The organism is uncultured Ruminococcus sp. (genome assembly GCA_902785355.1).
Taxonomy (GTDB): Bacteria; Bacillota; Clostridia; order Oscillospirales; family Acutalibacteraceae; genus Ruminococcoides.
Window position 1 is genome coordinate 43,006 of record CACZYF010000013.1, and the last position, 19,869, is coordinate 62,874.

At 52.3% G+C, this 19,869-nt stretch carries 17 protein-coding genes; 9 read left to right on the forward strand and 8 right to left on the reverse strand.

The window, feature by feature from the left end; translation table 11 throughout:
* Window positions 1-406 precede the first annotated feature (406 nt).
* Window positions 407-1,951 carry a sodium/proline symporter PutP gene (putP, locus tag R2I50_RS04540; RefSeq protein ID WP_316607931.1) on the reverse strand — a complete coding sequence of 515 codons (1,545 nt, stop codon included), beginning with the start codon at window positions 1,949-1,951 and terminating at the stop codon, window positions 407-409.
* 252 nt (window positions 1,952-2,203) lie between these two features.
* Complete coding sequence (locus R2I50_RS04545; RefSeq protein ID WP_316607933.1) at window positions 2,204-2,791, reverse strand: TetR/AcrR family transcriptional regulator; 588 nt, start codon at window positions 2,789-2,791, stop codon at window positions 2,204-2,206.
* A gap of 144 nt (window positions 2,792-2,935) precedes the next feature.
* Here R2I50_RS04545 and alr point away from each other — a divergent pair, with 144 nt between their 5' ends.
* The 8 genes from alr (at window position 2,936) to R2I50_RS04585 (ending at window position 10,828) form a co-directional block, all read left to right on the forward strand.
* Window positions 2,936-4,144, forward strand: coding sequence for an alanine racemase (alr, locus tag R2I50_RS04550; protein ID WP_316607935.1), 1,209 nt, complete (start codon window positions 2,936-2,938; stop codon window positions 4,142-4,144).
* A gap of 65 nt (window positions 4,145-4,209) precedes the next feature.
* On the forward strand, window positions 4,210-6,804 hold the full coding sequence (polA, locus tag R2I50_RS04555) for a DNA polymerase I (protein WP_316607936.1): 2,595 nt from the start codon (window positions 4,210-4,212) through the stop codon (window positions 6,802-6,804).
* An 89-nt stretch (window positions 6,805-6,893) separates the two neighbouring features.
* The gene (locus R2I50_RS04560; protein WP_316607937.1) at window positions 6,894-7,352 is read left to right on the forward strand and encodes a low molecular weight protein arginine phosphatase; all 459 of its coding nucleotides are present in this window, start codon (window positions 6,894-6,896) and stop codon (window positions 7,350-7,352) included.
* Window positions 7,349-7,792 carry a ribosomal protein S18-alanine N-acetyltransferase gene (gene rimI / locus R2I50_RS04565; RefSeq protein WP_316607938.1) on the forward strand — a complete coding sequence of 148 codons (444 nt, stop codon included), beginning with the start codon at window positions 7,349-7,351 and terminating at the stop codon, window positions 7,790-7,792. The genes R2I50_RS04560 and rimI overlap by 4 nt, the downstream gene beginning before the upstream one ends.
* Window positions 7,773-8,786: a tRNA (adenosine(37)-N6)-threonylcarbamoyltransferase complex transferase subunit TsaD gene (tsaD, locus tag R2I50_RS04570; RefSeq protein ID WP_316607939.1), complete on the forward strand. Its 1,014-nt coding sequence runs from the start codon at window positions 7,773-7,775 to the stop codon at window positions 8,784-8,786. Before rimI ends, tsaD begins: the two co-directional genes overlap by 20 nt.
* Window positions 8,783-10,129, forward strand: coding sequence for a transglutaminase domain-containing protein (locus R2I50_RS04575; protein WP_316607940.1), 1,347 nt, complete (start codon window positions 8,783-8,785; stop codon window positions 10,127-10,129). Before tsaD ends, R2I50_RS04575 begins: the two co-directional genes overlap by 4 nt.
* A gap of 68 nt (window positions 10,130-10,197) precedes the next feature.
* Window positions 10,198-10,611 carry a Holliday junction resolvase RuvX gene (gene ruvX, locus R2I50_RS04580; protein ID WP_316607941.1) on the forward strand — a complete coding sequence of 138 codons (414 nt, stop codon included), beginning with the start codon at window positions 10,198-10,200 and terminating at the stop codon, window positions 10,609-10,611.
* Between the two features lie 4 nt (window positions 10,612-10,615).
* Window positions 10,616-10,828, forward strand: a complete 213-nt coding sequence (locus tag R2I50_RS04585; RefSeq protein ID WP_316607943.1) for a DUF896 domain-containing protein — start codon at window positions 10,616-10,618, stop codon at window positions 10,826-10,828.
* A 58-nt stretch (window positions 10,829-10,886) separates the two neighbouring features.
* On the opposite strand, the gene R2I50_RS04590 is transcribed toward R2I50_RS04585, so the two are convergent.
* From R2I50_RS04590 to R2I50_RS04600, 3 genes are all read right to left on the reverse strand, one after another.
* The gene (locus R2I50_RS04590; protein ID WP_316607944.1) at window positions 10,887-12,467 is read right to left on the reverse strand and encodes an O-antigen ligase family protein; all 1,581 of its coding nucleotides are present in this window, start codon (window positions 12,465-12,467) and stop codon (window positions 10,887-10,889) included.
* 120 nt (window positions 12,468-12,587) lie between these two features.
* Window positions 12,588-14,741, reverse strand: coding sequence for a heavy metal translocating P-type ATPase (locus R2I50_RS04595; RefSeq protein ID WP_316607945.1), 2,154 nt, complete (start codon window positions 14,739-14,741; stop codon window positions 12,588-12,590).
* Window positions 14,742-14,753: 12 nt separating this feature from the next.
* The gene (locus tag R2I50_RS04600) at window positions 14,754-15,086 is read right to left on the reverse strand and encodes a metalloregulator ArsR/SmtB family transcription factor (protein ID WP_316607947.1); all 333 of its coding nucleotides are present in this window, start codon (window positions 15,084-15,086) and stop codon (window positions 14,754-14,756) included.
* 153 nt (window positions 15,087-15,239) lie between these two features.
* Here R2I50_RS04600 and R2I50_RS04605 point away from each other — a divergent pair, with 153 nt between their 5' ends.
* Entirely contained in the window at window positions 15,240-15,884 is a 645-nt protein-coding gene (locus R2I50_RS04605; protein ID WP_316607948.1) for an HAD family phosphatase, read from the forward strand.
* 98 nt (window positions 15,885-15,982) lie between these two features.
* Here the strand turns inward: R2I50_RS04605 and R2I50_RS04610 are convergent, their stop codons facing one another.
* The 3 genes from R2I50_RS04610 to R2I50_RS04620 form a co-directional block, all read right to left on the reverse strand.
* Window positions 15,983-17,410 (reverse strand): glycogen/starch synthase, encoded by a 1,428-nt coding sequence (locus R2I50_RS04610; RefSeq protein ID WP_316607950.1) that lies wholly within the window; start codon window positions 17,408-17,410, stop codon window positions 15,983-15,985.
* A 78-nt stretch (window positions 17,411-17,488) separates the two neighbouring features.
* The gene (gene glgD / locus R2I50_RS04615) at window positions 17,489-18,601 is read right to left on the reverse strand and encodes a glucose-1-phosphate adenylyltransferase subunit GlgD (protein WP_316607952.1); all 1,113 of its coding nucleotides are present in this window, start codon (window positions 18,599-18,601) and stop codon (window positions 17,489-17,491) included.
* 2 nt (window positions 18,602-18,603) lie between these two features.
* Complete coding sequence (locus tag R2I50_RS04620; RefSeq protein WP_316607953.1) at window positions 18,604-19,800, reverse strand: glucose-1-phosphate adenylyltransferase; 1,197 nt, start codon at window positions 19,798-19,800, stop codon at window positions 18,604-18,606.
* Window positions 19,801-19,869: the final 69 nt, after the last annotated feature.

Consider the following 19,869-nt stretch of genomic DNA (forward strand, 5'->3'; position numbering starts at 1 on the left):
TACGCCCGCCACTATATCTTGTGAACGGGTCAAAATCCTGTCATAATATAACAGATTACCGCCGCGAAATCAATTGTTAATTTACACGATAAATAAATAATTCTTTGTGGAATTTGATATGATTTTTGAAAATGATATCTTTAAAAGAATTATAACAATTTATTGTGACAGAAAAACCCTATACCACAATATCTTGTGCTTAGTGTCATTCTTGTAATAATCGGTAAAAATCGTGTCATTGTTAATTTGCGTAAAGAAAAATGATGTTTGGCATGATGAAATCGCATTCAACATTACATCTGTATCCGGTGTTATATAAAAACCGCCCCCGATGACCGGGAGCGGATGGAAGATTGTATTCGGTTGAGATTGCCGCGGCATAAATGCCTCGCAATAGTATTAAATATCAGATCTCGACAGTATTGACCTTCTCGAATTCCTCGACGATCTCCTTCGAGGGAGCCTTGGTGATGAGGGTCGCAACAACCGCGACAATCAGCGCCAGTGCAAAGCCGAGTACCAGAGAGTACAGACCGGTCTTAGCGTACAGGGTCTCGCCGCCGAAGGGGATGTAGTCCCACAGGATAACGGTCGCGAAACCGGTGATCATACCCGCGATAGCACCGGGCAGGTTGAAACGCTTCCAGAACAGGGACAGCAGGATGATCGGACCGAAGGCTGCGCCGAAGCCAGCCCAGGCGTCGGATACCAGACCCATGACGGAGGAGTTGGGATCGAGAGCGATCACGAAAGCGATGATCGCGACGACGACGACGGCGATCCTGCCGACGTTCAGTGCGCTCTTCTCACTCGCGTCCTTCTTGATGACGCCCTTGTACATATCCTCGGATACCGCGGAGGCGGTTACCAGCAGCTGGCTGTCAGCGGTGGACATGATCGCCGCGAGGATACCGCAGAGGAAGACGCCGCCGATGAAAACAAGGAAGACGTTGTTGGAGAAAATCTGCTGGATGGTCTTGATGAATACGACCTCAGACTTGCCGCTTGCGACAAGATCCTCATTCAGGAAGCCGCGTGCGATCAGACCGAGGAAGGAAGCCGCTCCCAAAGACAGGATGACCCATACGATAGCGATGATACGGCTTTTCTTGACTTCTTTGTCGCTCTTGATCGCCATGAAGCGAACGAGGATATGAGGCATGCCGAAGTAGCCCAGCGCCCATCCAAGGTTGGAGATGATGGATACAGCGGTGATCGGGTTGCCGTCACCGTCCTTCATCAGGCTGACGAAGCCTGCGGGATCGTTGACGCCCTTTGCGCTCAGCGCGCCGGTTAAGTCGCCGTTGATACCGATATACGCGATGATCGGAACCGCCAGGATCGCGACCAGCATCAGCAGCCCCTGGATAAAGTCGGTGTAGCAGACCGCCTTAAAACCGCCGAGCAGGGTATAGACCAGAATAACGACAGCCGCGACGATCAAACCGATCATGTAAGCAGTGCGGTCGTCGGCGCCGGTACCGAATACGTTCGCAAAGAGCTTAGCGCCCGAAGCGAAAGCAGAGGCGGTGTAGACCGCGAAGAAAACGATGACGATGACCGAGGAAACGATCTTGAGCACGCCCTTCTTGTCATGAAAGCGGTTCTCAAAGAAGCTCGGAATGGTCAGCGAGTTGTTCGCGACGATGGTGTACTTTCTCAGCCTGCGCGCTACGAGGAACCAGTTGAGTATGGTACCGATCAGAAGACCGATCGCGATCCAGACCTCGCCGGTACCGGCGACATAGATCGCACCCGGCAGACCCATCAGCAGCCAGCCGCTCATATCGGACGCTTGTGCCGAGAGCGCTGCCGTCCATGAGCCGAGACCTCTGCCGCCGAGGAAGTAGTCCTCGTTGTTGCTCTGCTTGCTGTTCATTGCGCCGATGAGGATCATGATTCCCATGTACACGACAAAAGCAACCAGAATGATAATGGTGTTTGTTGACATTCTTTTCCCTCCAATAAATATAGGGACCGATTTTGTTCGGTCATAGACGTAAAACAGATCGGTCATTTGTATTTGCACTTTTGTATTTTAACACATCGAAGAGTGAAACGCAAGATAGAATAAAGTATAGACTAAACTCAGTACAATTATAGGATAATATAATAAATAGTCTGTTATAAAGCTGTTTTATAACAAGACTCTATAACAGACTGAATACTTGACGAAAAATAAATTTGGGCAGCAATCCTATACTTATTGCCTCTCTCTGATGCCGCTGAGGAAGAGCGGCATGGTGTTCCCCGCATACTCCGCGAGCGAATATTCCCCGCCGTGAAGACACCAGTCATACAGCAGCGCCCGCTCCGCGATCGCGTACAGCCGAACGATCTCCGCGGAGGATTTCCGGCGTGTGATCTCGCCGCGCGACTGTCCCTGCTGTACCAGCTTCTTTAACAGGCGGTAGTACAGCCGACTCTGGTCGAGCAGCTCTTTTTCGCCTCGTTTAGAGAGCTGCTGCGCGTACAGACGTGATAAAAGCTCGATATCGATGTTGTTCTCGATCATCATGAAAAGCTCGCGGGTGAGATAGATCATGTTCTCGATCGCGTCGCGGTCATAGTCGAGCTTTTGCTCCAGCTCCGCGTATTTTTCGTCGAATAGATACGCAAGCGAGCCGATCAGGTTGTCCTTACTGTCGAAGTAGTGATAGAACGATCCCTTGGAGGTGCCGGATAGCTTGATGATCTCGTCGACGGTCGTATTCTCGAAGCCCTGATCATAGAACAGCTGCCACGCTGCCGAGACGATCTTGCTCTTTGTATGATTCGATGCTTTTTTCATGTTTTCACATCCTTATGTATTCTGTACTCCATTCTATACTTCGGTCTATTCCTTGTCAAGCCAATTATTTTTATCTATATATTGTAAAAAGCCGCCGTTTGTATTATAATACTTATATATGCATTTCTTTACGAGGTGACAGATTTGGAAGAGAATTTACTGTTTACCCGCCGGCTTTGGGCGGAGATCAATATGGATTCGATCAAGCATAATTACGAGGCGATCCGTGCGCAGATCGGTGAGGGCGTCAAGCTCTGTTGTGTCGTCAAGGCGGACGGCTACGGTCACGGCGCGGTAGAGATCTGTAAGCTCTATCATGAGCTTGGCGTAGATTTCCTTGCCGTATCCAACCTTGATGAGGCGCTGGAGCTCAGGCGTGCCGATATCACGGAGCCTATCCTGATCCTCGGCTATACGCCCGCGAACCGCTGCCGCGATCTCTCACGTCAGAATATCTCTCAGGCAGTCTACAGCCTCGATTATGCCCGTGAGCTGTCGGCTCAGTGCGAGCAGTCCGGCGTAGATGTTAAGGCGCATATCAAGCTCGATACCGGCATGAGCCGTATCGGCTTTATGTGTCAGGAGTTTCCCCGTGACAATAATTCTATATTAGAAATAAAAGAAGCTTGTACCTTACCTCATATTATCCCCGAAGGTATCTTCACCCATTTTGCGGTAGCGGATGACGGTGATCGCGGTGAGGATTATACACTCAGACAGTATGAGAACTACGTCCATACCGTAGACGCGCTCGAGAGGGCGGGGATCCGTTTTGAGATCCGCCACTGCTCCAATTCCGGCGCGATCATGGATTATCCCGCGATGCGGCTCGATATGGTTCGCGCGGGCATCATCCTGTACGGCTATGCGCCGTCGGACTGCATGCGCCATGCGCTTGACCTGCGTCCCGCTATGCGCCTCAAGACCCTGATCTCTCATGTCAAGACCGTCAAGGCAGGTACCACCGTCAGTTACGGCAGAACCTATACCGCCGAGCGTGATATGCGGATCGCTACCGTGCCGGTCGGTTATGCGGACGGCTACATACGCGCTTATGCCGAGGACGGTTATATGTTCGTATGGGATAAGACCAAGAAGTTCGGAAAGAACTGTAAGATCATCGGACGTATCTGCATGGATCAGACCATGCTGGACGTGACCGATTTCCCCGAAGCTGAGGTCGGTAACGTCGTTGTCGTATTCGGCAACGGTAAGGATGGTGAACCCACCGCTGAAGATATCGCCCGCTGGGGCGACACCATCAGCTACGAAGTGCTCTGCGCCGTGTCTAAGCGCGTCCCGCGACTCTACCGTACCAACTGGATCACCGGCAACGTTGTGTATAAACTGTAAGGTACAACATAGATTATGATTTGTAGAGGGACGGCGCCTCGACGTCCCGTAAAGCAGGTGCTTTTATGAAACTGTTAGTAGTAGACGGAAACAGCATATTGAACCGCGCGTTCTACGGCATCAAGCCGCTGACCACTAAGGACGGTCAGTTCACCAACGCGATCTACGGCTTTCTGACGATGTTCGAGCGTATGAAGGCGGATGTTCAGCCCGATGCGGTCGCGATCGCCTTTGACCTTAAAGCTAAGACTTTCCGACACAAGATGTACGATCTCTATAAGGCGAACCGTAAGGGCATGCCCGAGGAGCTGCATATGCAGATGGCGCCGCTCAAGGAGCTGTTGACCGATCTCGGCTATAAGCTCGTTACCTGTGAGGGGTATGAGGCAGACGATATCCTCGGTACCCTCAGTAAGGCATGCGCCGATTCCGGTAACACCTGCGTGATCGCCACCGGTGACCGCGACAGTCTTCAGCTTGTGAACGACAGCGTTTCTGTTCGCCTTTCTAAAAACCTCAACGGTACGATGCTTTATACCCCCGAGGTCGTCTGTGAAGAATACGGCGTCGAGCCGAAGAAGCTGATCGAGATCAAGGCGATCCAGGGCGATACCTCCGACAATATCCCCGGCGTAGCGGGAATCGGTCCGAAGGGCGCGACTGAGCTGATCCAAAAGTATGATAACATTCAATATATTTACGACCACCTCGACGAGCTCGATATCAAGCCCGGCATGCGCGCAAAGCTCGAGAAGTCGAAGGACAATTGCTTTATGAGCCGTGATCTCGGCGAGATCTGCCTGACAGCTCCCGTTGATACCGACCTTGAGAGCTACCGGGTAGGGGAGGGCGACAAAACTGCCGCCGCACGACTGATGGCGCGGCTGGAGCTCTTCTCCCTAATCAAGAAGTTCGATCTGGAGCTTACGGAGGACAAGACCGCCGCGCCGGATGCGCAACGCACCTTCAAGGTGATAGACGCCGATCCCGATACACTTGATAAAATTCTTTTAGAGAAAAATATTTACGTTAAATTTTCTTTTGAAGAAAAACATACAGAGAGTCATCACGAGGGAAAAAGCCCGTGGCAATCTCAACCGATTATTGCATATATTTCTACAGAAGAAATATTATATAGAATTAATTCTTTTAAAGAAATTAAGAGGTTGTTAATCAGCGGCAAAAGAATATATACAGATAACAGTAAGCCGATTTTCGCTTACTGTGACCGGGAGGGGATCGAGCCCGATATCGCCTTCGATATCTCGCTTGCCGCCTATTTGCTCAGTCCGTCATCTTCGAGCTATGAGCTCGAGCGACTCTGCGCCGAGTACAGTATCCCTGTAGCGGCGACGGAGGACGAGACCGAGGGGCTCCCGTATATCCACGCGATGCCCGCCTTGTGTAAGCGCCTCGCCGATGATATTCACGAGATCGGCAACGATAAGCTGCTGTATGAGATCGAGATCCCGCTCGCACGGGTGCTGGCGAGGATGGAGAACCTCGGTTTTGCCGTCGATGTGGACGGCATCCGTGCCTACGGAGAGAAGCTCAGCCGCGAGGTACAGGAGCTGCAGGCTTCTATCTATGAGGACGTCGGCTACGAGTTCAACATCAATTCCCCCAAGCAGCTCGCAAAAGCGCTTTTTGAAGATTTGAACCTCCCCGCCCGTAAAAAGACCAAAAGCGGCTATTCCACCAACGCCGAGGTGCTCGAGAGCCTGATCCCCCTGCATCCCGTGATCCTGAAGATCCTCGATTACCGCGCGGTCGCGAAGCTCAAGTCCACCTATTGTGACTCGCTGATTGATAAGGTCGCTCCCGACGGACGGATCCACTCTTCCTTCAACCAGACCGAGACCCGCACCGGGCGTATCAGCTCCACCGAGCCGAATCTGCAGAACATCCCCGTGCGTACCGAGCGCGGCAGAGAGTTCCGCCGCTTCTTCAAGGCAAAGGAGGGCTGTGTGCTGGTTGACGCGGACTATTCCCAGATCGAGCTGCGCGTGCTCGCTCATTTCTCGGGCGATAAGACGATGCAGCAGGCGTTCCGCGATAATATCGACATCCATACCGTGACCGCTTCCGAGGTGTTCGGCGTGCCGATCAACATGGTAACGCCCCTGATGCGTTCCCGCGCCAAGGCGGTCAACTTCGGTATCGTCTACGGTATCGGCGCTTTCTCGCTGTCGAAGGATATCGGCGTTTCCGTGCGTGAGGCGCAGAAGTATATCGACAATTATCTCAGACGTTTTTCGTCCATCGACAGCTATATGAACGAGGTCATCGAGCGCGCGAAGAATGACGGTTATGTCACCACCCTCGAGGGCAGACGGCGTTATCTGCCTGAGCTTTCCGCGTCGAACCGCAACACCCGCATGTTCGGCGAGCGTGTTGCCCGCAACGCTCCTATCCAGGGAACAGCCGCGGATATCATCAAGATCGCGATGATACGCGTTGATGAACGGTTGAGAAAGGAAGGCTTAGAAGCACGCCTGATCTTACAGGTTCACGATGAGCTGATCGTTGAAGCCCCCGCTTATGAGAGTATGCAGGTCGCTATGCTTCTGCAGGAGGAGATGGAGAATGCAGTCAAGCTCAGTATCCCCCTCACTGCCGAAGCCTCGATGGGCGAGACATGGTACGAGGCAAAAGGTTGACAAGTGTATCTTTTTTACACTATATTGATATTATGAGTATCATCGATCACTTTCCTTTGCGTTAGTGTTTTGATACAAGGAGAATAATGATGAAAAAGCTATTATTTGTTTGTACCGGCAACACCTGCCGCAGTCCGATGGCTGAGGTGATCTTCAACTCCCTTGCTGTTCAGCAGGGGCTTGACTGGCGTGCCGAAAGCGCCGGTGTAGCGGCAGTGGGAGAACAACCCGCGTCGCCGAACGCGATCCGTGCTGTTGCTGAGATCGGGCTGGATCTGAATATGCATCGCACGCGCTTTCTGCCCGCGGTCGATCTGAACGAGTATTCGCTGTTTGTTGCTCTTGGCGAAGAGCACGCGGATATTCTGCGCTCCATCGGCATCCCCGCCGACTATGTGCGCGTGCTGCACCGTGCGCCGAACGCGGATGACATCTATGACCTGCGTATGGATATCGCCGATCCCTACGGCGGCGATCTGAACGACTATCGCAAGTGCCGTGACGATATCGTCGGCGCCGTGAAAGCGCTGATGACCACACTGTCATGATCGCCTTGATGCAACCCGAGCATGTCGAGGCGGTAAAAGACCTGCTTGATACATGCTTTGACGAAAACAGTTGGTCTGTCGAGTCGATACAGTCGGAGCTTGAGAAGGCGGATTCCCGATGTACTGTCGCTGTAGAGGACAGTAAGGTAGTTGGTTTTCTCGCGTTTGAGCAGATCATGGACGAAGGCAGTATCGTTGAGATCGCCGTTTCTCCCGATCATCGGCGCAGAGGCATCGCCCGCGCACTGATTAATGAAGCTTTGCGGAACTGTACCGGTCTTTGTACCGTTTTTTTAGAGGTGCGTGAGGGCAACGTGCCCGCTGTCGCGCTGTATGAGTCACTCGGTTTCGAGCGGATCGCCATCAGGCGCGGCTATTATGATAAGCCCAAAGAAAATGCAATCATCATGAGGAAGAATTATGAAAATACTGGCTATTGAAAGCAGTTGTGACGAGACTGCCGCAGCTGTGGTCGAGGACGGCAGAAGCGTTCTCTCCAATATTATCGCTTCTCAGGTAGAGGAGCATAAGCTCTACGGCGGCGTAGTTCCCGAGATCGCCTCCCGTCGTCATGCCGAGGCGATCGTCGGCGTGGTCGATGAAGCGCTGAAAACGGCGAATTGTACCGTGGATGATGTGGATGCGATCGCTGTGACCTATGCTCCCGGACTGATCGGCGCGCTGTTGGTCGGCGTGAATTTTGCGAAGGGATTGTCTCTTGCTGCCGGAAAGCCGCTGATCCCGACCCATCATTTGCGCTCACATATCGCAGCTAACTATATTTCACATAAAGAACTAAAACCGCCGTTTCTCTGTCTTGTTGTATCAGGGGGACACAGCCATATTGTCGAGGTAAAGGATTACACCGATATGCGTGTGATCGGTCGTACCCGTGACGACGCGGCGGGTGAAGCCTTCGACAAGGCGGCTCGCGCTATGGGTATCCCGTATCCCGGCGGCGTAGAGCTCGACAGGATCGCCGAGGACGGCGATGACTCCGCTTTCCCGATGCCGCGTCCGCGTGTGGACGGATCACCCTATGACTTCTCCTTCTCGGGACTCAAGACCGCTGTTATCAACCTGATCCACAACCGTCAGCAGAAGGGGGAGGAGATCCCCGTTGCGGATGTCTGCGCTTCTTACCGAAAAGCGGTTGTCGGTCTTTTGGTCGACAATTTTTTGCGGGCGGCGGATGATCTTGGTTATACGACGCTTGTGACAGCGGGCGGCGTGTCGGCAAATTCACTGCTTCGCCGTGAGCTTATGCATCGCTGTAAGGACAGATATCAGCTATTTATGCCCGAAAAGTCCTTATGCGGTGATAACGGCGCTATGGTCGGCGCTCAGGGCTATTATGAATACTTGGCGGGTCATGTAGCGAAGAGCGATCTGAACGCTGTCGCTACCCTGCCGATCGGTGAGGATAAATATTGAAAAAGCTATTATTCAGGGCTTTATCCCTGCTGCTTGTCGCCTTAATGACGCTCTCGCTTTGCTCCTGTGAGAGGATCCGCCAGGCTGTACACCGCACGCTGATGAAGACCCTCTCGATCAAGGATCCCGATATCAAAGACGGCGATAATAACCCTTATCTGAATATAGAGCCGGATCCCTCGACTTACAACGAGGGATATGAGGCTGTTCCTTCACGTTATTCTTATCAGGCTTTGCCGCTTGAAGGAGAGCAAAAGCTGTACGGTATTCTGATTGATTCTTTCTATGAAGTCTCGCCCCGGTACAGTGAAGAAGCGCAGAAGTATCCTATGCCCGAGATACGCTTGGACGGTTATTCGCTGACCGAAGCGCAGGTTCGCACTACGCTGAAGGCGATCAGCGACGATTGTCCCGAGATCTTCTGGATTTCGAACACGATCGGCTATTATGCGAACGATGAGATGACGATCGTGCAGGGTTATTCGCGCCTGTCTCCTGATGAAGTCACCGATAAGCTCGGTAAGGTTCGGCAGGCGGCGGGCGAATTCTACGCGACCGTACCCGATGGGTTATCCGAATACCAGCGAGAGCTGAGGGTGCATGATTACCTGGCGGGGATTGCCGCGTATGATACCAACGTAGACGTCGAAAACACCGATAATAACGATCCCGAGCTATACACCGTTTACGGTGCTTTGGTGAACAAGCTGACCGTCTGCGAGGGTTATGCACGCGCTTTTCAAATGTTACTCAACGGTCTCGGAGTCGATTGCGTCAATATCATCGGCAGATCGAGCGATGAGCTGCATATGTGGAACTCGGTTAAGCTTGACGACAAATGGTATATGGTGGATCTGACTTGGGATGATCGCGAGGAGAGCTACTCGCGCTATTGTTACTTCAATCTGACAAGCGAGCAGATGGCGCTCGATCACGAGGACGCGCCGATGTTTACTTCTCTTGACGACAGTCAGATCAACGGCGAGGTGGATGATATCGGCGCAGATGTGATGAACATGTTTATCCCCGAGTGCGTCGATCCGACCATGAGCTGGTTTTATCGCGAAACGCCCCATCTCGATGATTTTGACGGCGTTGATGTAAAGAATGCGTTGCTTGCGGCGGCGAAAAACTCCGAGCAGTATTTTGCTTTTTATATCGGCGATGGAATGGATCTCGAAGATACCGTTCGGCAGCTGTTTAAGGAATCACCCCAGTATTTCTTTGACTATGTCATTTCTGTGAACGGTTATCTGGAGGACTACAGCATCGATGAGTCTAACATCGGCTATATTACGATGCCTACCAACCGTGCTGTCACGGTAGAGCTTCAATATTATTGAATGAATTGGTATTGTATCGCTTGCCGGAGCTGCGGCGGGTTCAATCTTTGTTATAACAGGAGAATCATATGATCGTATTATCCGTAGACCTCGGTCACGCCCGCACGGGGCTTGCCGTATCAGATAAGAGCGGGTTTCTCGCCTCATCGCTGTGTGTGATCACCGAGTATAATGATGATAAACTGATTGATAAGATTGCCGAACAGGCAACTTCCGTAAAAGCGGAGCTCCTCGTCATTGGACTGCCGCGTAACATGGACGGTTCAGAAGGAGAGAGCGCTATCCGCGCCCGTGAGCTCGCCGCCCGGCTTTCCGAGCGTACCGGACTCCCTCATGTGATGCAGGATGAGCGCGGCACGACTATCACCGCCCACGCCTATCTCAGTTCGGGAAACATATACGGAAAGAAACGCAAGCAGAAGGTGGACGCTGTCGCCGCTTCTATCATCTTGCAGGATTATTTAGACAGCGCGAAAGGATAAGCTTATGGAAATGCAGGAATTATTGTCGGAGATCAATGCCCTCGCTAAGAAAAAACGTGAAGAAGGTTTGAGCGAAGAAGAGCAAAAGCGCCAGAAGGAGCTCTATCAGATCTACCTCAAGGGCTTCCGCGCTCAGGTCAAGCAGCGTCTCGATAACGTCGACGTCACCTATCCCGACGGCACTGTCAAAAGCCTAAAGGACGCGATGAAAAAATAATAGGAAGAAGAAAAGCTTACGGTTTCTGATGATCCGTAAGCTTTTGTTATATGTACTGTTATTCGGTTGATGTGCTTCTGCTGATCGCTTCCGTCAGCGTGAGGAAGATGAAGAAGTGCGGGGTTACGATGGGATTGTAGAGGTTGACCGTCGATTGAACGAGGTAGCAGAGAACTGCTCCCATGAATACCAGCGTCAGCGGTTCCTTACGCGCCGTTTTCAGACCGCGAACAAGCGTCGCGGCGGCCAGACCCAGATATGCCGCCAAACCGAACACGCCTTGGGTGAGCAGGTAGTTGATCAGCTCGTTGTGCGCGCAGTCCGTAGAGGCGTCGCCAAAACGTGCCGCGAGTTCTTTGAAGTGCGGCTCCAGAACATAGTAGGCAGTATCGGGACCCGCGCCGAAGAGCTTTTGCCACAGATTGAATTTACCGTATTCTTCAAAGCTGACCCGCCACATGAATCCTCGGTGAGTACCCCATGCGTCGCTGAATCGCAGCAGCTTTTCATAATTGCCGAGATCGGACTCTCTGTCGATCACGCTGTAATAGAAGAATGATCCGAGCAGTACCATGATGATCACGCCGAAAACTACCTTAAATGTGATCTGCAGTGCTTTGGCGGGATACTTAGGCTCTCCGTTTTTCCCTGCAAGGAACAGCAGCAGAAAGATCGTACCGCAAATGATGATCGGGATGAACATCTGCGGGCTGTAGATCAGGAACTGCTGGAATACTTCAAAGCCCTTGTTCTTATTCCCGACGAGGATCGCAAAAAGATGCAGCAGCTTGCCGGAGATGAACAGGATCGTCATTGCGCCGAAGAAACGCTTCAGGTAGGTATAGCTGCGGCAGTAAATGATCAGCATGATCGGCAGGATCACCAGTAGTCCCAGAATGTTGGAGCTTGAATCCGCACACAGGATACCGGGGTAAGCGAAGATGATCGCGAATCCGCTGAGGATCCGCATGTAGCGCTTTTCCGTCACGGTGAAGAAGCCTACCGCTATCGGCAGAAACATGCACATGAACGCCGCAATGATATTCTTGTTGCCGATAGTGGAGCCGAAGTCGACGATGGTATCCTCGCCGTAGCCCGCGAAAATATTCAGCGGGTCGATGTAGAAGTAGTTGATCACCGTCAGGAGCGCTACGATCGACGATACGACCAGATACCCGACGAAGGCGTAGTCTTTGTAGCGGTAGTTGCGTGTGATGATGAAATACATCAGCGCGTAGGCGGTCAACAGCAGCAGACCGTTGTCGCGTCCCTTGAAGCCCGTGAACGCATCCGAGATGTGGGGTGATGTGACGGTTGAGATCGCCGCAAAACCGACAAAACACAGCATCATGATATCAGTGCTGCTCAGGGATTGCAGAAAGCCCTTCGGTTTAGCCGGCGTTTTATCGCCGAGCCTTTTCATTGATGAGCTAAACACGACGCTGATGATCAGAACGGCGGTTAGGATCAGGTAAAGCCAAAACTTATCCGTCCTCGCATGCACATACTGTTCGGTGAGAAACAGAGGAAAGAAGCTGAACATCAACGTCAGATAAACGTTCACAAGCGTGTGTGAAACCGTATATTGTTTTTTGACATCGCCCGTATCGGCAATGGGTGTATTTTGATTCATTATCATTCAACCTTCATAAAGAAAATTCCTACTCTTTATCGTAGCGCAAAAGAGTAGGAATGTCAATAGAATTAATTATTGACGTGTTTTTGAGGGTTATGTTTGCCGAAAACGAGTGGTACCGGTTCAGTTTTTGCTTTTGATCAGTCTTACCGCGTTGAGCACGCATAGCAGGCATACGCCGGTGTCAGAGAATACCGCCAACCACAGCGCGTGACTGCTCAGTATGCCGATCATCGTCAGAATAATAATGATAGCTTTGATAACCAATGAGAAGGTAATGTTTGCCTTGACTGTCGCGATGGTTTTGCGTGCTAAGCGGACCGCACGGGGGAGAGAGGAGAGGTTTTCGGAGCTGAGTACAATATCGGCGGCTTCGATCGCTGCGTCTGAGCCCAGACCCATCGCCGCGCCGCAGGTCGCCATGCTCAGCACAGGAGCGTCGTTAATACCGTCGCCGACAAAGCAGCATGAGCCGTTATCATGGATTAACTTTTCGACAGTATGCACCTTGTCCTCGGGCAGCAGGCCGCCGTAGACCTTGTCGATCGATAGAGCTGCGGCAACCGCGTCACAGGTCGTCTGTTTATCGCCCGATAGCATCGCGATATGGGATATGCCGAGTTCTTTCAGTTCATCGAGGACCTTGGGAGCTTCCTCACGGATATGTTCGCTGACGGTGATCACGCCGATCTCCTGACCGTTCAAACGGACGGAGGTGCCCGCCTTTCCGTCAGCCTTACAAACGGTGATCAGGTCGCCGTTATATACTGCGCTTACGCCGTGACCGCTGATTTCCTTATGGCTGTTTAATTCTAACAAAGAAATATTATGCTGTTCACAATAGGCTTTCAGGGCGCCTGCGATCGGATGTGCAGAGTGCGCCTCTGCCGAAGCGGCAAGTTGCATTATTTCTTTTTCAGAATAATGATTTGTCGGCTTAATTTCTTTTACAGAAATTTTATCGTCTGTTATGGTACCTGTTTTATCAAAGGCAAATGCTTTTACCTTCGCCAAGGCTTCAACATATCTGCCGCCTTTGATCAGCACGCCTGCCTTGGACGCCGCTCCGATTCCCGCGTAGTAGGACAGCGGCACCGAGATCACGATGGAGCAGGGACATGAGGCGACGAGGCACACCAGCGCCTTGTGGATCCAGCCCGCCCAGTCGCCGGTAATGAGAGAAGGAATGACCGCGATCACGAGTGCCAGTCCGAGCATGACAGGCGTGTACACAGCCGCGAATCGGGTGATCAGTTTCTCGTGATCTCCCTTGTTCTTACTGCTTTCTTCAACCAGCTTGACGATTCTTGTCGCCGCGCTGTCTGCATATACCTTGGTTGTTTGCATATAGACGGTACTGTCGTTGTTGACCATGCCACTGAGCAGCTCGGTACCGACGGTCGCATCCATCGGAGCGGATTCACCGGTCAGGGAGGAGGTATCCATCGTGGTGCTGCCGCTTGTGATCACGCCGTCGAGCGGGACGCGCGTATGGGGCGGAATCTCCAGTACCGAGCCGATCGTGACGTCCTCGGCGGGTATCTCGCGGCTCTTGCCGTTTTCACAGAGGTAAGCGGTATCCGGGCGGATATCAGCCAGCTTTCGGATATCACGGCGGGATTTCTCAACCGCATGATCCTCCAGCAGCTCGCCGACGCCGAACAGCACCATGACTGCCGCGCCTTCGACAAATTCGCCCAGCACCATCGCGGCGATCACCGCGACGGTCATCAGCGTGGTCTCGTCGATGCGGCGCTTGAATACCGACTTCACGCCTTCGATCACGACGTCATAGCCCGCAAGTGTTGCGGAGATAACGCTTAACGCGGTGCAGGGGATCTCGAGTCCTCCGATCAAGTGCATGATTAATGCCGCGATAAAGCAGACTGCCGCAAAGATCAGTAGGATCAGCTTGATTTTTCCGCCCTCGTGATGATGTTCATGTTCGTGACCGTGATCATGATCGTGATGATGCTCGTGGTGCTCATGGCCGTGTTCATGATCGTGGTCACAGCAACCGTCATGACAGTGATGTTCATGCTCGTGGTTTTCGTGATGTTCATAGTGTTCTTCCTTCGGTACAACGGTCACGCCGTCCTCGATCGAATCAACAATTTTCTGTACCTCATCACGGATATCTTCTTTATCGGTATGGATTTCCAGCTCGAGCGTCGCGAAAGACAATTGCACATCGCCGTAGGTTTTCTCGAGCTTTGCTTCGATCTTCGCCGCGCAGTTCGCGCAGTGCAGACCGTCCAGTATGAATTCGTGCTTCATATACGTTCACCGTCATTCCATAATATGCTCTAAGCCCATCTCAAAGATCTTTTGGATGTGCTCATCCTCAAGGGAATAGTAGCTCTGCTTGCCCTCTCTGCGAACCTTGACGAGATTCTCTTGCCTGAGTACGCGCAGCTGATGCGATACGGTGCTCTGCTCCATACCGACAATATCCGCGATACAGCAGACGTTCAGCTCGCGCTCGAACAGCGCGCACATGATGCGGATGCGAGTCGAGTCGCCGAATACCTTGAAAAAGTCCGCCAGTTCAAACAGCGTGTCTGTATCGGGCATTTGTTTTTTAATGTCCTGTACAATCTCTCTATGTTCTTCGTGTGCCATAACAGCCTCCGATTTGAATGTTTGAACATATGAACAAATATTCATACGATACTGTTATGATATACTATTTATTTGTAAGTGTCAATAGTTTTTATTGAAAAAACAACCTTTTTACGTTATAATAGGGCTACTAATTGATATGGAAGTGTGTATATGAATGTGATTTTTGACATGGACGGCGTTATCTTTGACTCCGAGCGCGCTTATATCGGCGCGTATCAAAAGCTTGCGGCGAAATACGGCCTGACTGATACCGAGGCAGTTCATCGCGCCTGTATCGACAGCATCGGCGTGACCCGCGATCTGACGAAGAAGATATTCTTTTCTTATGTAGGACATGAATTTGACTATGAGAGCTATCGCGCGGATGTACAGGTGGAGCTGAACAAAACTCCCTTTGAATTGAAGCCGGGCGTGTATGAGCTCTTCGATTGGCTCACAGAGAGCAGCGCCAAGATCGCCCTTGCGTCCTCGACTCGTCGTGAGCACGTATTCCCGATGTTGGACGGCGCTGATTTGACGAAGTATTTCAATGCGATAATATGCGGCGATATGGTCGGTCATTCAAAGCCGAATCCCGAGATCTTCCTCACCGCCGCCGAGAGGCTCGGAGCCGATCCCGAGGAGTGCTATATCATCGAGGATAGCTACAACGGTATTCGTGCCGCTCATGCCGCGGGCGCACACGCGATCATGGTACCCGATATCGTCCAGCCGGATGAAGAGATCAAGGGTCTTGCCGAGGCGATTTTACCGTCATTATTTGAAGTTAAAGATTATCTGAATGACAGAACATAAATAATCAAATAGTTTTTTATACCGATATAAGACAACCGCCGCCTCGGAACGATTCCGAAGCGGCGGTTTTATCAGATTATAATTGTTTTATCGGCAGATCACAGCCAGTGCATGGTATCCTCATAGACGTTGATATAGTCCTGAGCGCTGCGCTCCCAGCTGTTATCGCTCATCATGGCGCGCCACATGAGCTGATGCCAGCCCTCGTTGTCGTAGATACCGGCGAGAGCACGCTTGACGGCGTTGCACATATCAGCGATATCATAGTTGCGGAAGGTGAAGCCGTTGCCGTAGCCGTCGGCGCTGTCAAATACGCTGTCCTTCAGACCGCCTACCTCGCGGACGACCGGGATGGTGCCGTAGCGCAGAGCGATCATCTGAGACAGGCCGCAGGGCTCCTGCTTACTGGGCATCAGGAAAATATCCGCGCCGGAATAGATCTTGCGTGCGAGCTCGGGAACAAATCCGTGGCAGCTAACGACTCTGCCCGGATAGAACCACTGCATATCGCGGAAGAAGTTCTCATATTCCTCATCGCCGGAGCCGAGGATAACAAACTGCATGTTGTTATTGTTCAAGAGATCCGGCAGACCGCCGCGAACAAGGTCGAGACCCTTGTGAGATACCATACGGGTGACCATGGCGACGATCGGGATAGACCAGTTTTGCTCCAGACCCAGACGCTCCTGCAGTCTGCGCTTGCACTCGCCCTTACCGCTCATATCCTCCTTGGTGTAGTTGCAGTAGAGCTGGTAGTCGGTAGCGGGATCGTAGCTCGCCTGATCGATACCATTGAGGATACCGCAGAGCTTGTAGTGATTGGCGTTCAGCGCATGATGCAGACCGTGGCTGTACCAGGGATCCTTGATTTCCAGTGCATAAGAGGGGGAGACGGTGTTGACGCGGGTAGAGCAGAAGATAGCGCCCTTCATCATGTTCAGCTTGCCGTCCATCTCGAGGATCTTGGTCTCTGTGGGCGGGATACCGACGCATTCGGTGTTGACCTCCCAGCCGTACTTGCCCTGATACTGGATGTTGTGGATGGTGAACAGGCTCTTGATGTTGTAGTACCACGGATTCTTGCTGTAGAACAGATAGTAGTAAACGGGTACGAGCGCTGTCTGCCAGTCGTTGGTGTGGATGAGATCGGGATGGAAGTCGATATACGGCAGCATCTCGAGAATCGCACGGGAGAAGAACGCGAAGCGCTCGGCGTCATCATAGAAGCCGTACAGCTTATCTCTCTTGAAATAGTACTCGTTGTCGATGAAGTAGTAGGTGCAGTCGTTCCAGCGAGCCCAGAACAGACCGCAGTACTGATGTCTCCACGCGACCGGTACGGTAAAGTTGGTGATGAAATTCATCTGGCACTTGAGCTCGTAAGGGATCGTGCCATACAGCGGCATAACGATGCGGCAGTCATGACCTTTGCGGCATATGGTATGGGGCAGAGAGCCCGCCACGTCGGCGAGACCGCCGCTTCCGGCAAAGGGGTTGGCTTCACTTGCGCAGTAAAGTATTCTCATATATTATCCTCCTGAATGAATTGGATCATGATCGCGGAGGACTGAGCGCATCAGCCCTCACGATCACAAAAAGATATGTTAAACGATGGAACGCTTAGCGATGTACATGGGATAGTTTTGGGTGCCCTGGATCTTCGAGCCGCGGGAGACGTTGACGTCCTTGTCGACGACCAGATTGGTCAGCTGGGCTTTGTCGCCGATCACACAATCCTGCATGATGATGCAGTTCTTGATGACGGCGTCATGACCGATATATACACCCTTGGAGATGATCGAGTTCTCAACGATACCGTTGATGACGCAGCCCTGAGCGATCAGCGAATCCTTGACGTTGCTGTTGAGTCCGTAGCGGGAGGGAGCGTCGTCGCGCACCTTGGTATAGATGGGGCGCTTGGAGTTGAAGAGCGCGTAGCGGGTATCTCTGTCCATGATCTTCATATTCGCGTCGTAGTACTCCTTGACGGAGCCGATGATCTCGCAGTAGCCGTCGAACTCATAGGCGTAGACTCTGTGCCGGTCGAGCGACTTCTGCAGCACGTCGCGGACGAAGCTGTATTTCGACTCGGACATCGCCTGACGAACCAGCGCCATCAGCACGGTCTTCTTCATCAGCATGATTCCGATATCGAGGTTACATATGCTGTTGTCGACGGGGGAAGCCATGATTTTGGTGACCTTGCCGTCGTCGTCTACGTCGAGGATGCAGCGGAAGTCATCGGTGATCTCGGTGACAGCGCGCTTGGTATATACGAAGGTGATATCGCTGTGATTCTTCTCAGCGAAGCGGAACAGCTTGTTGTAATCCATGTTATGGACACAGTCGGACGGTGCGATCAGGACATATTCCTCGTCGCCGTGTTCGATATAACCGTGCAGGTTAAAGATGGTCTCGACTAAGGTCGCGAAGCTGTGCTCGCCGTAAGGCGGCAGAATACTCAGACCGCTTCTGCGGCGGGCGAGATCCCACGCCGAGCCGGAGCCGACGTGATCCATCAGGGACATAAAGTTGGATTTCGCGACGATACCGACGTTGTTGATACCGGAGTTGGACATGTTGGACAGCGGGAAGTCGATCATGCGGTACTTGCCGCCGAAGGGCACGCTGCCGGTGGAACGGTAAGCAGTCAGCTCGGGCAGATGCTTCTCGTTGGTGTTCGCGAAGATAAGACCTAATATTTTATTGGTTGCCATGCTTACACCTCCATATCCTTATCGATCATCGCCTTGCAGGGTACGACGACGCCTGCGCCGATCTTGAGGTTATCGCCTACGACGGTAACGCCCCAGTCATCACGGTTTTCCACCTCAGTGGGAGCCGCGCCGACCTTTGCGCCCGCGCCGATGACGGTATTCTCGGCAACAATTGAGAATTCTACGTGAGCACCATCCTCAATCACAACGCCGGGGAAGAGGATGGATGAGTTGATCACGGCGTCTTTGCCGATGATAACGCCCGGGAACACGATGGAAAACTCCAGCTTGCCGTCGATGTTGCAGCCGTCGGATACCATTGAGTTCTGAATCTCGCCGGTAGGTCCGACATGGTGCGGAGGCATCATGGGATTGCGGGAGTAGATGTTCTTGAGGTCGAGGGTTACCTTGGGATCGAGCAGATCCATGTTCGCTTCCCACAGGGAGTCGATGGTGCCGACATCCTTCCAGTAGCCCTCGAAGGGATAAGCAACCATCTTCTCACCGGAGTTCAGCATCAGGGGCAGTACGTCCTTACCGAAGTCATTGTGAGACTCGGGATTCTGCGCGTCCTTGATCAGATACTCTCTGACGGTCTTCCATGTAAAGACATAGATGCCCATGGAAGCGTTGGTGCTCTTGGGGTGAGCGGGCTTCTCTTCAAATTCGTAGATAGTGTTGTCGTCGTTGGTGTTCAGGATGCCGAAGCGCGACGCTTCCTCCATCGGTACGTCCATAGCGGCGATGGTACAGGCAGCGTTGTGTTCTTTATGGAACTCAAGCATCTTGGCGTAGTCCATCTTATAGATGTGGTCGCCGGAGAGAACGACGATGTAGTCGGGGTCGTAGCGGTCGACAAAGCCGATGTTCTGGTAGATCGCGTTAGCGGTGCCGGAGTACCAGTCGGAGCCTTCCTTGGATTCATAAGGCTGCAGACAGGTGACGCCGCTGTGGATGCCGTCCAGGTCCCACGGCTGACCGTTGCCGACGTATTCGTTGAGTTCGAGCGGCTGGTACTGCGTCAGTACGCCGACTGCCTCAATGCCGGAGTTGATACAGTTCGACAGCGGAAAGTCGATGATCCTGTACTTGCCTCCGAACGGTACGGCAGGCTTGGCGATCTTCTTGGTCAGCACGCCGAGGCGCGAGCCCTGACCGCCGGCAAGCAGCATAGCCACTACTTCTTTTTTAGGTATCATGTTATCCTCCAATATGTTATGCCGAGCTCCGGGAGGAACCGGAGCTCAGCGGATTTATATATTTCTGAC

What these genes read in the sequence shown, in the direction of transcription:
- polA (WP_316607936.1), top strand. Translation starts at nt 4,210, where the DNA reads ATGAAACTGTTAGTAGTAGACGGAAACAGCATATTGAACCGCGCGTTC.
- glgD (WP_316607952.1), bottom strand. Translation starts at nt 18,601, where the DNA reads ATGGCAACCAATAAAATATTAGGTCTTATCTTCGCGAACACCAACGAG.
- tsaD (WP_316607939.1), top strand. Translation starts at nt 7,773, where the DNA reads ATGAAAATACTGGCTATTGAAAGCAGTTGTGACGAGACTGCCGCAGCT.
- rimI (WP_316607938.1), top strand. Translation starts at nt 7,349, where the DNA reads ATGATCGCCTTGATGCAACCCGAGCATGTCGAGGCGGTAAAAGACCTG.
- R2I50_RS04585 (WP_316607943.1), top strand. Translation starts at nt 10,616, where the DNA reads ATGGAAATGCAGGAATTATTGTCGGAGATCAATGCCCTCGCTAAGAAA.
- R2I50_RS04600 (WP_316607947.1), bottom strand. Translation starts at nt 15,086, where the DNA reads ATGGCACACGAAGAACATAGAGAGATTGTACAGGACATTAAAAAACAA.
- R2I50_RS04560 (WP_316607937.1), top strand. Translation starts at nt 6,894, where the DNA reads ATGAAAAAGCTATTATTTGTTTGTACCGGCAACACCTGCCGCAGTCCG.
- ruvX (WP_316607941.1), top strand. Translation starts at nt 10,198, where the DNA reads ATGATCGTATTATCCGTAGACCTCGGTCACGCCCGCACGGGGCTTGCC.
- R2I50_RS04545 (WP_316607933.1), bottom strand. Translation starts at nt 2,791, where the DNA reads ATGAAAAAAGCATCGAATCATACAAAGAGCAAGATCGTCTCGGCAGCG.
- R2I50_RS04605 (WP_316607948.1), top strand. Translation starts at nt 15,240, where the DNA reads ATGAATGTGATTTTTGACATGGACGGCGTTATCTTTGACTCCGAGCGC.
- R2I50_RS04620 (WP_316607953.1), bottom strand. Translation starts at nt 19,800, where the DNA reads ATGATACCTAAAAAAGAAGTAGTGGCTATGCTGCTTGCCGGCGGTCAG.
- R2I50_RS04610 (WP_316607950.1), bottom strand. Translation starts at nt 17,410, where the DNA reads ATGAGAATACTTTACTGCGCAAGTGAAGCCAACCCCTTTGCCGGAAGC.
- putP (WP_316607931.1), bottom strand. Translation starts at nt 1,951, where the DNA reads ATGTCAACAAACACCATTATCATTCTGGTTGCTTTTGTCGTGTACATG.
- R2I50_RS04590 (WP_316607944.1), bottom strand. Translation starts at nt 12,467, where the DNA reads ATGATAATGAATCAAAATACACCCATTGCCGATACGGGCGATGTCAAA.
- R2I50_RS04595 (WP_316607945.1), bottom strand. Translation starts at nt 14,741, where the DNA reads ATGAAGCACGAATTCATACTGGACGGTCTGCACTGCGCGAACTGCGCG.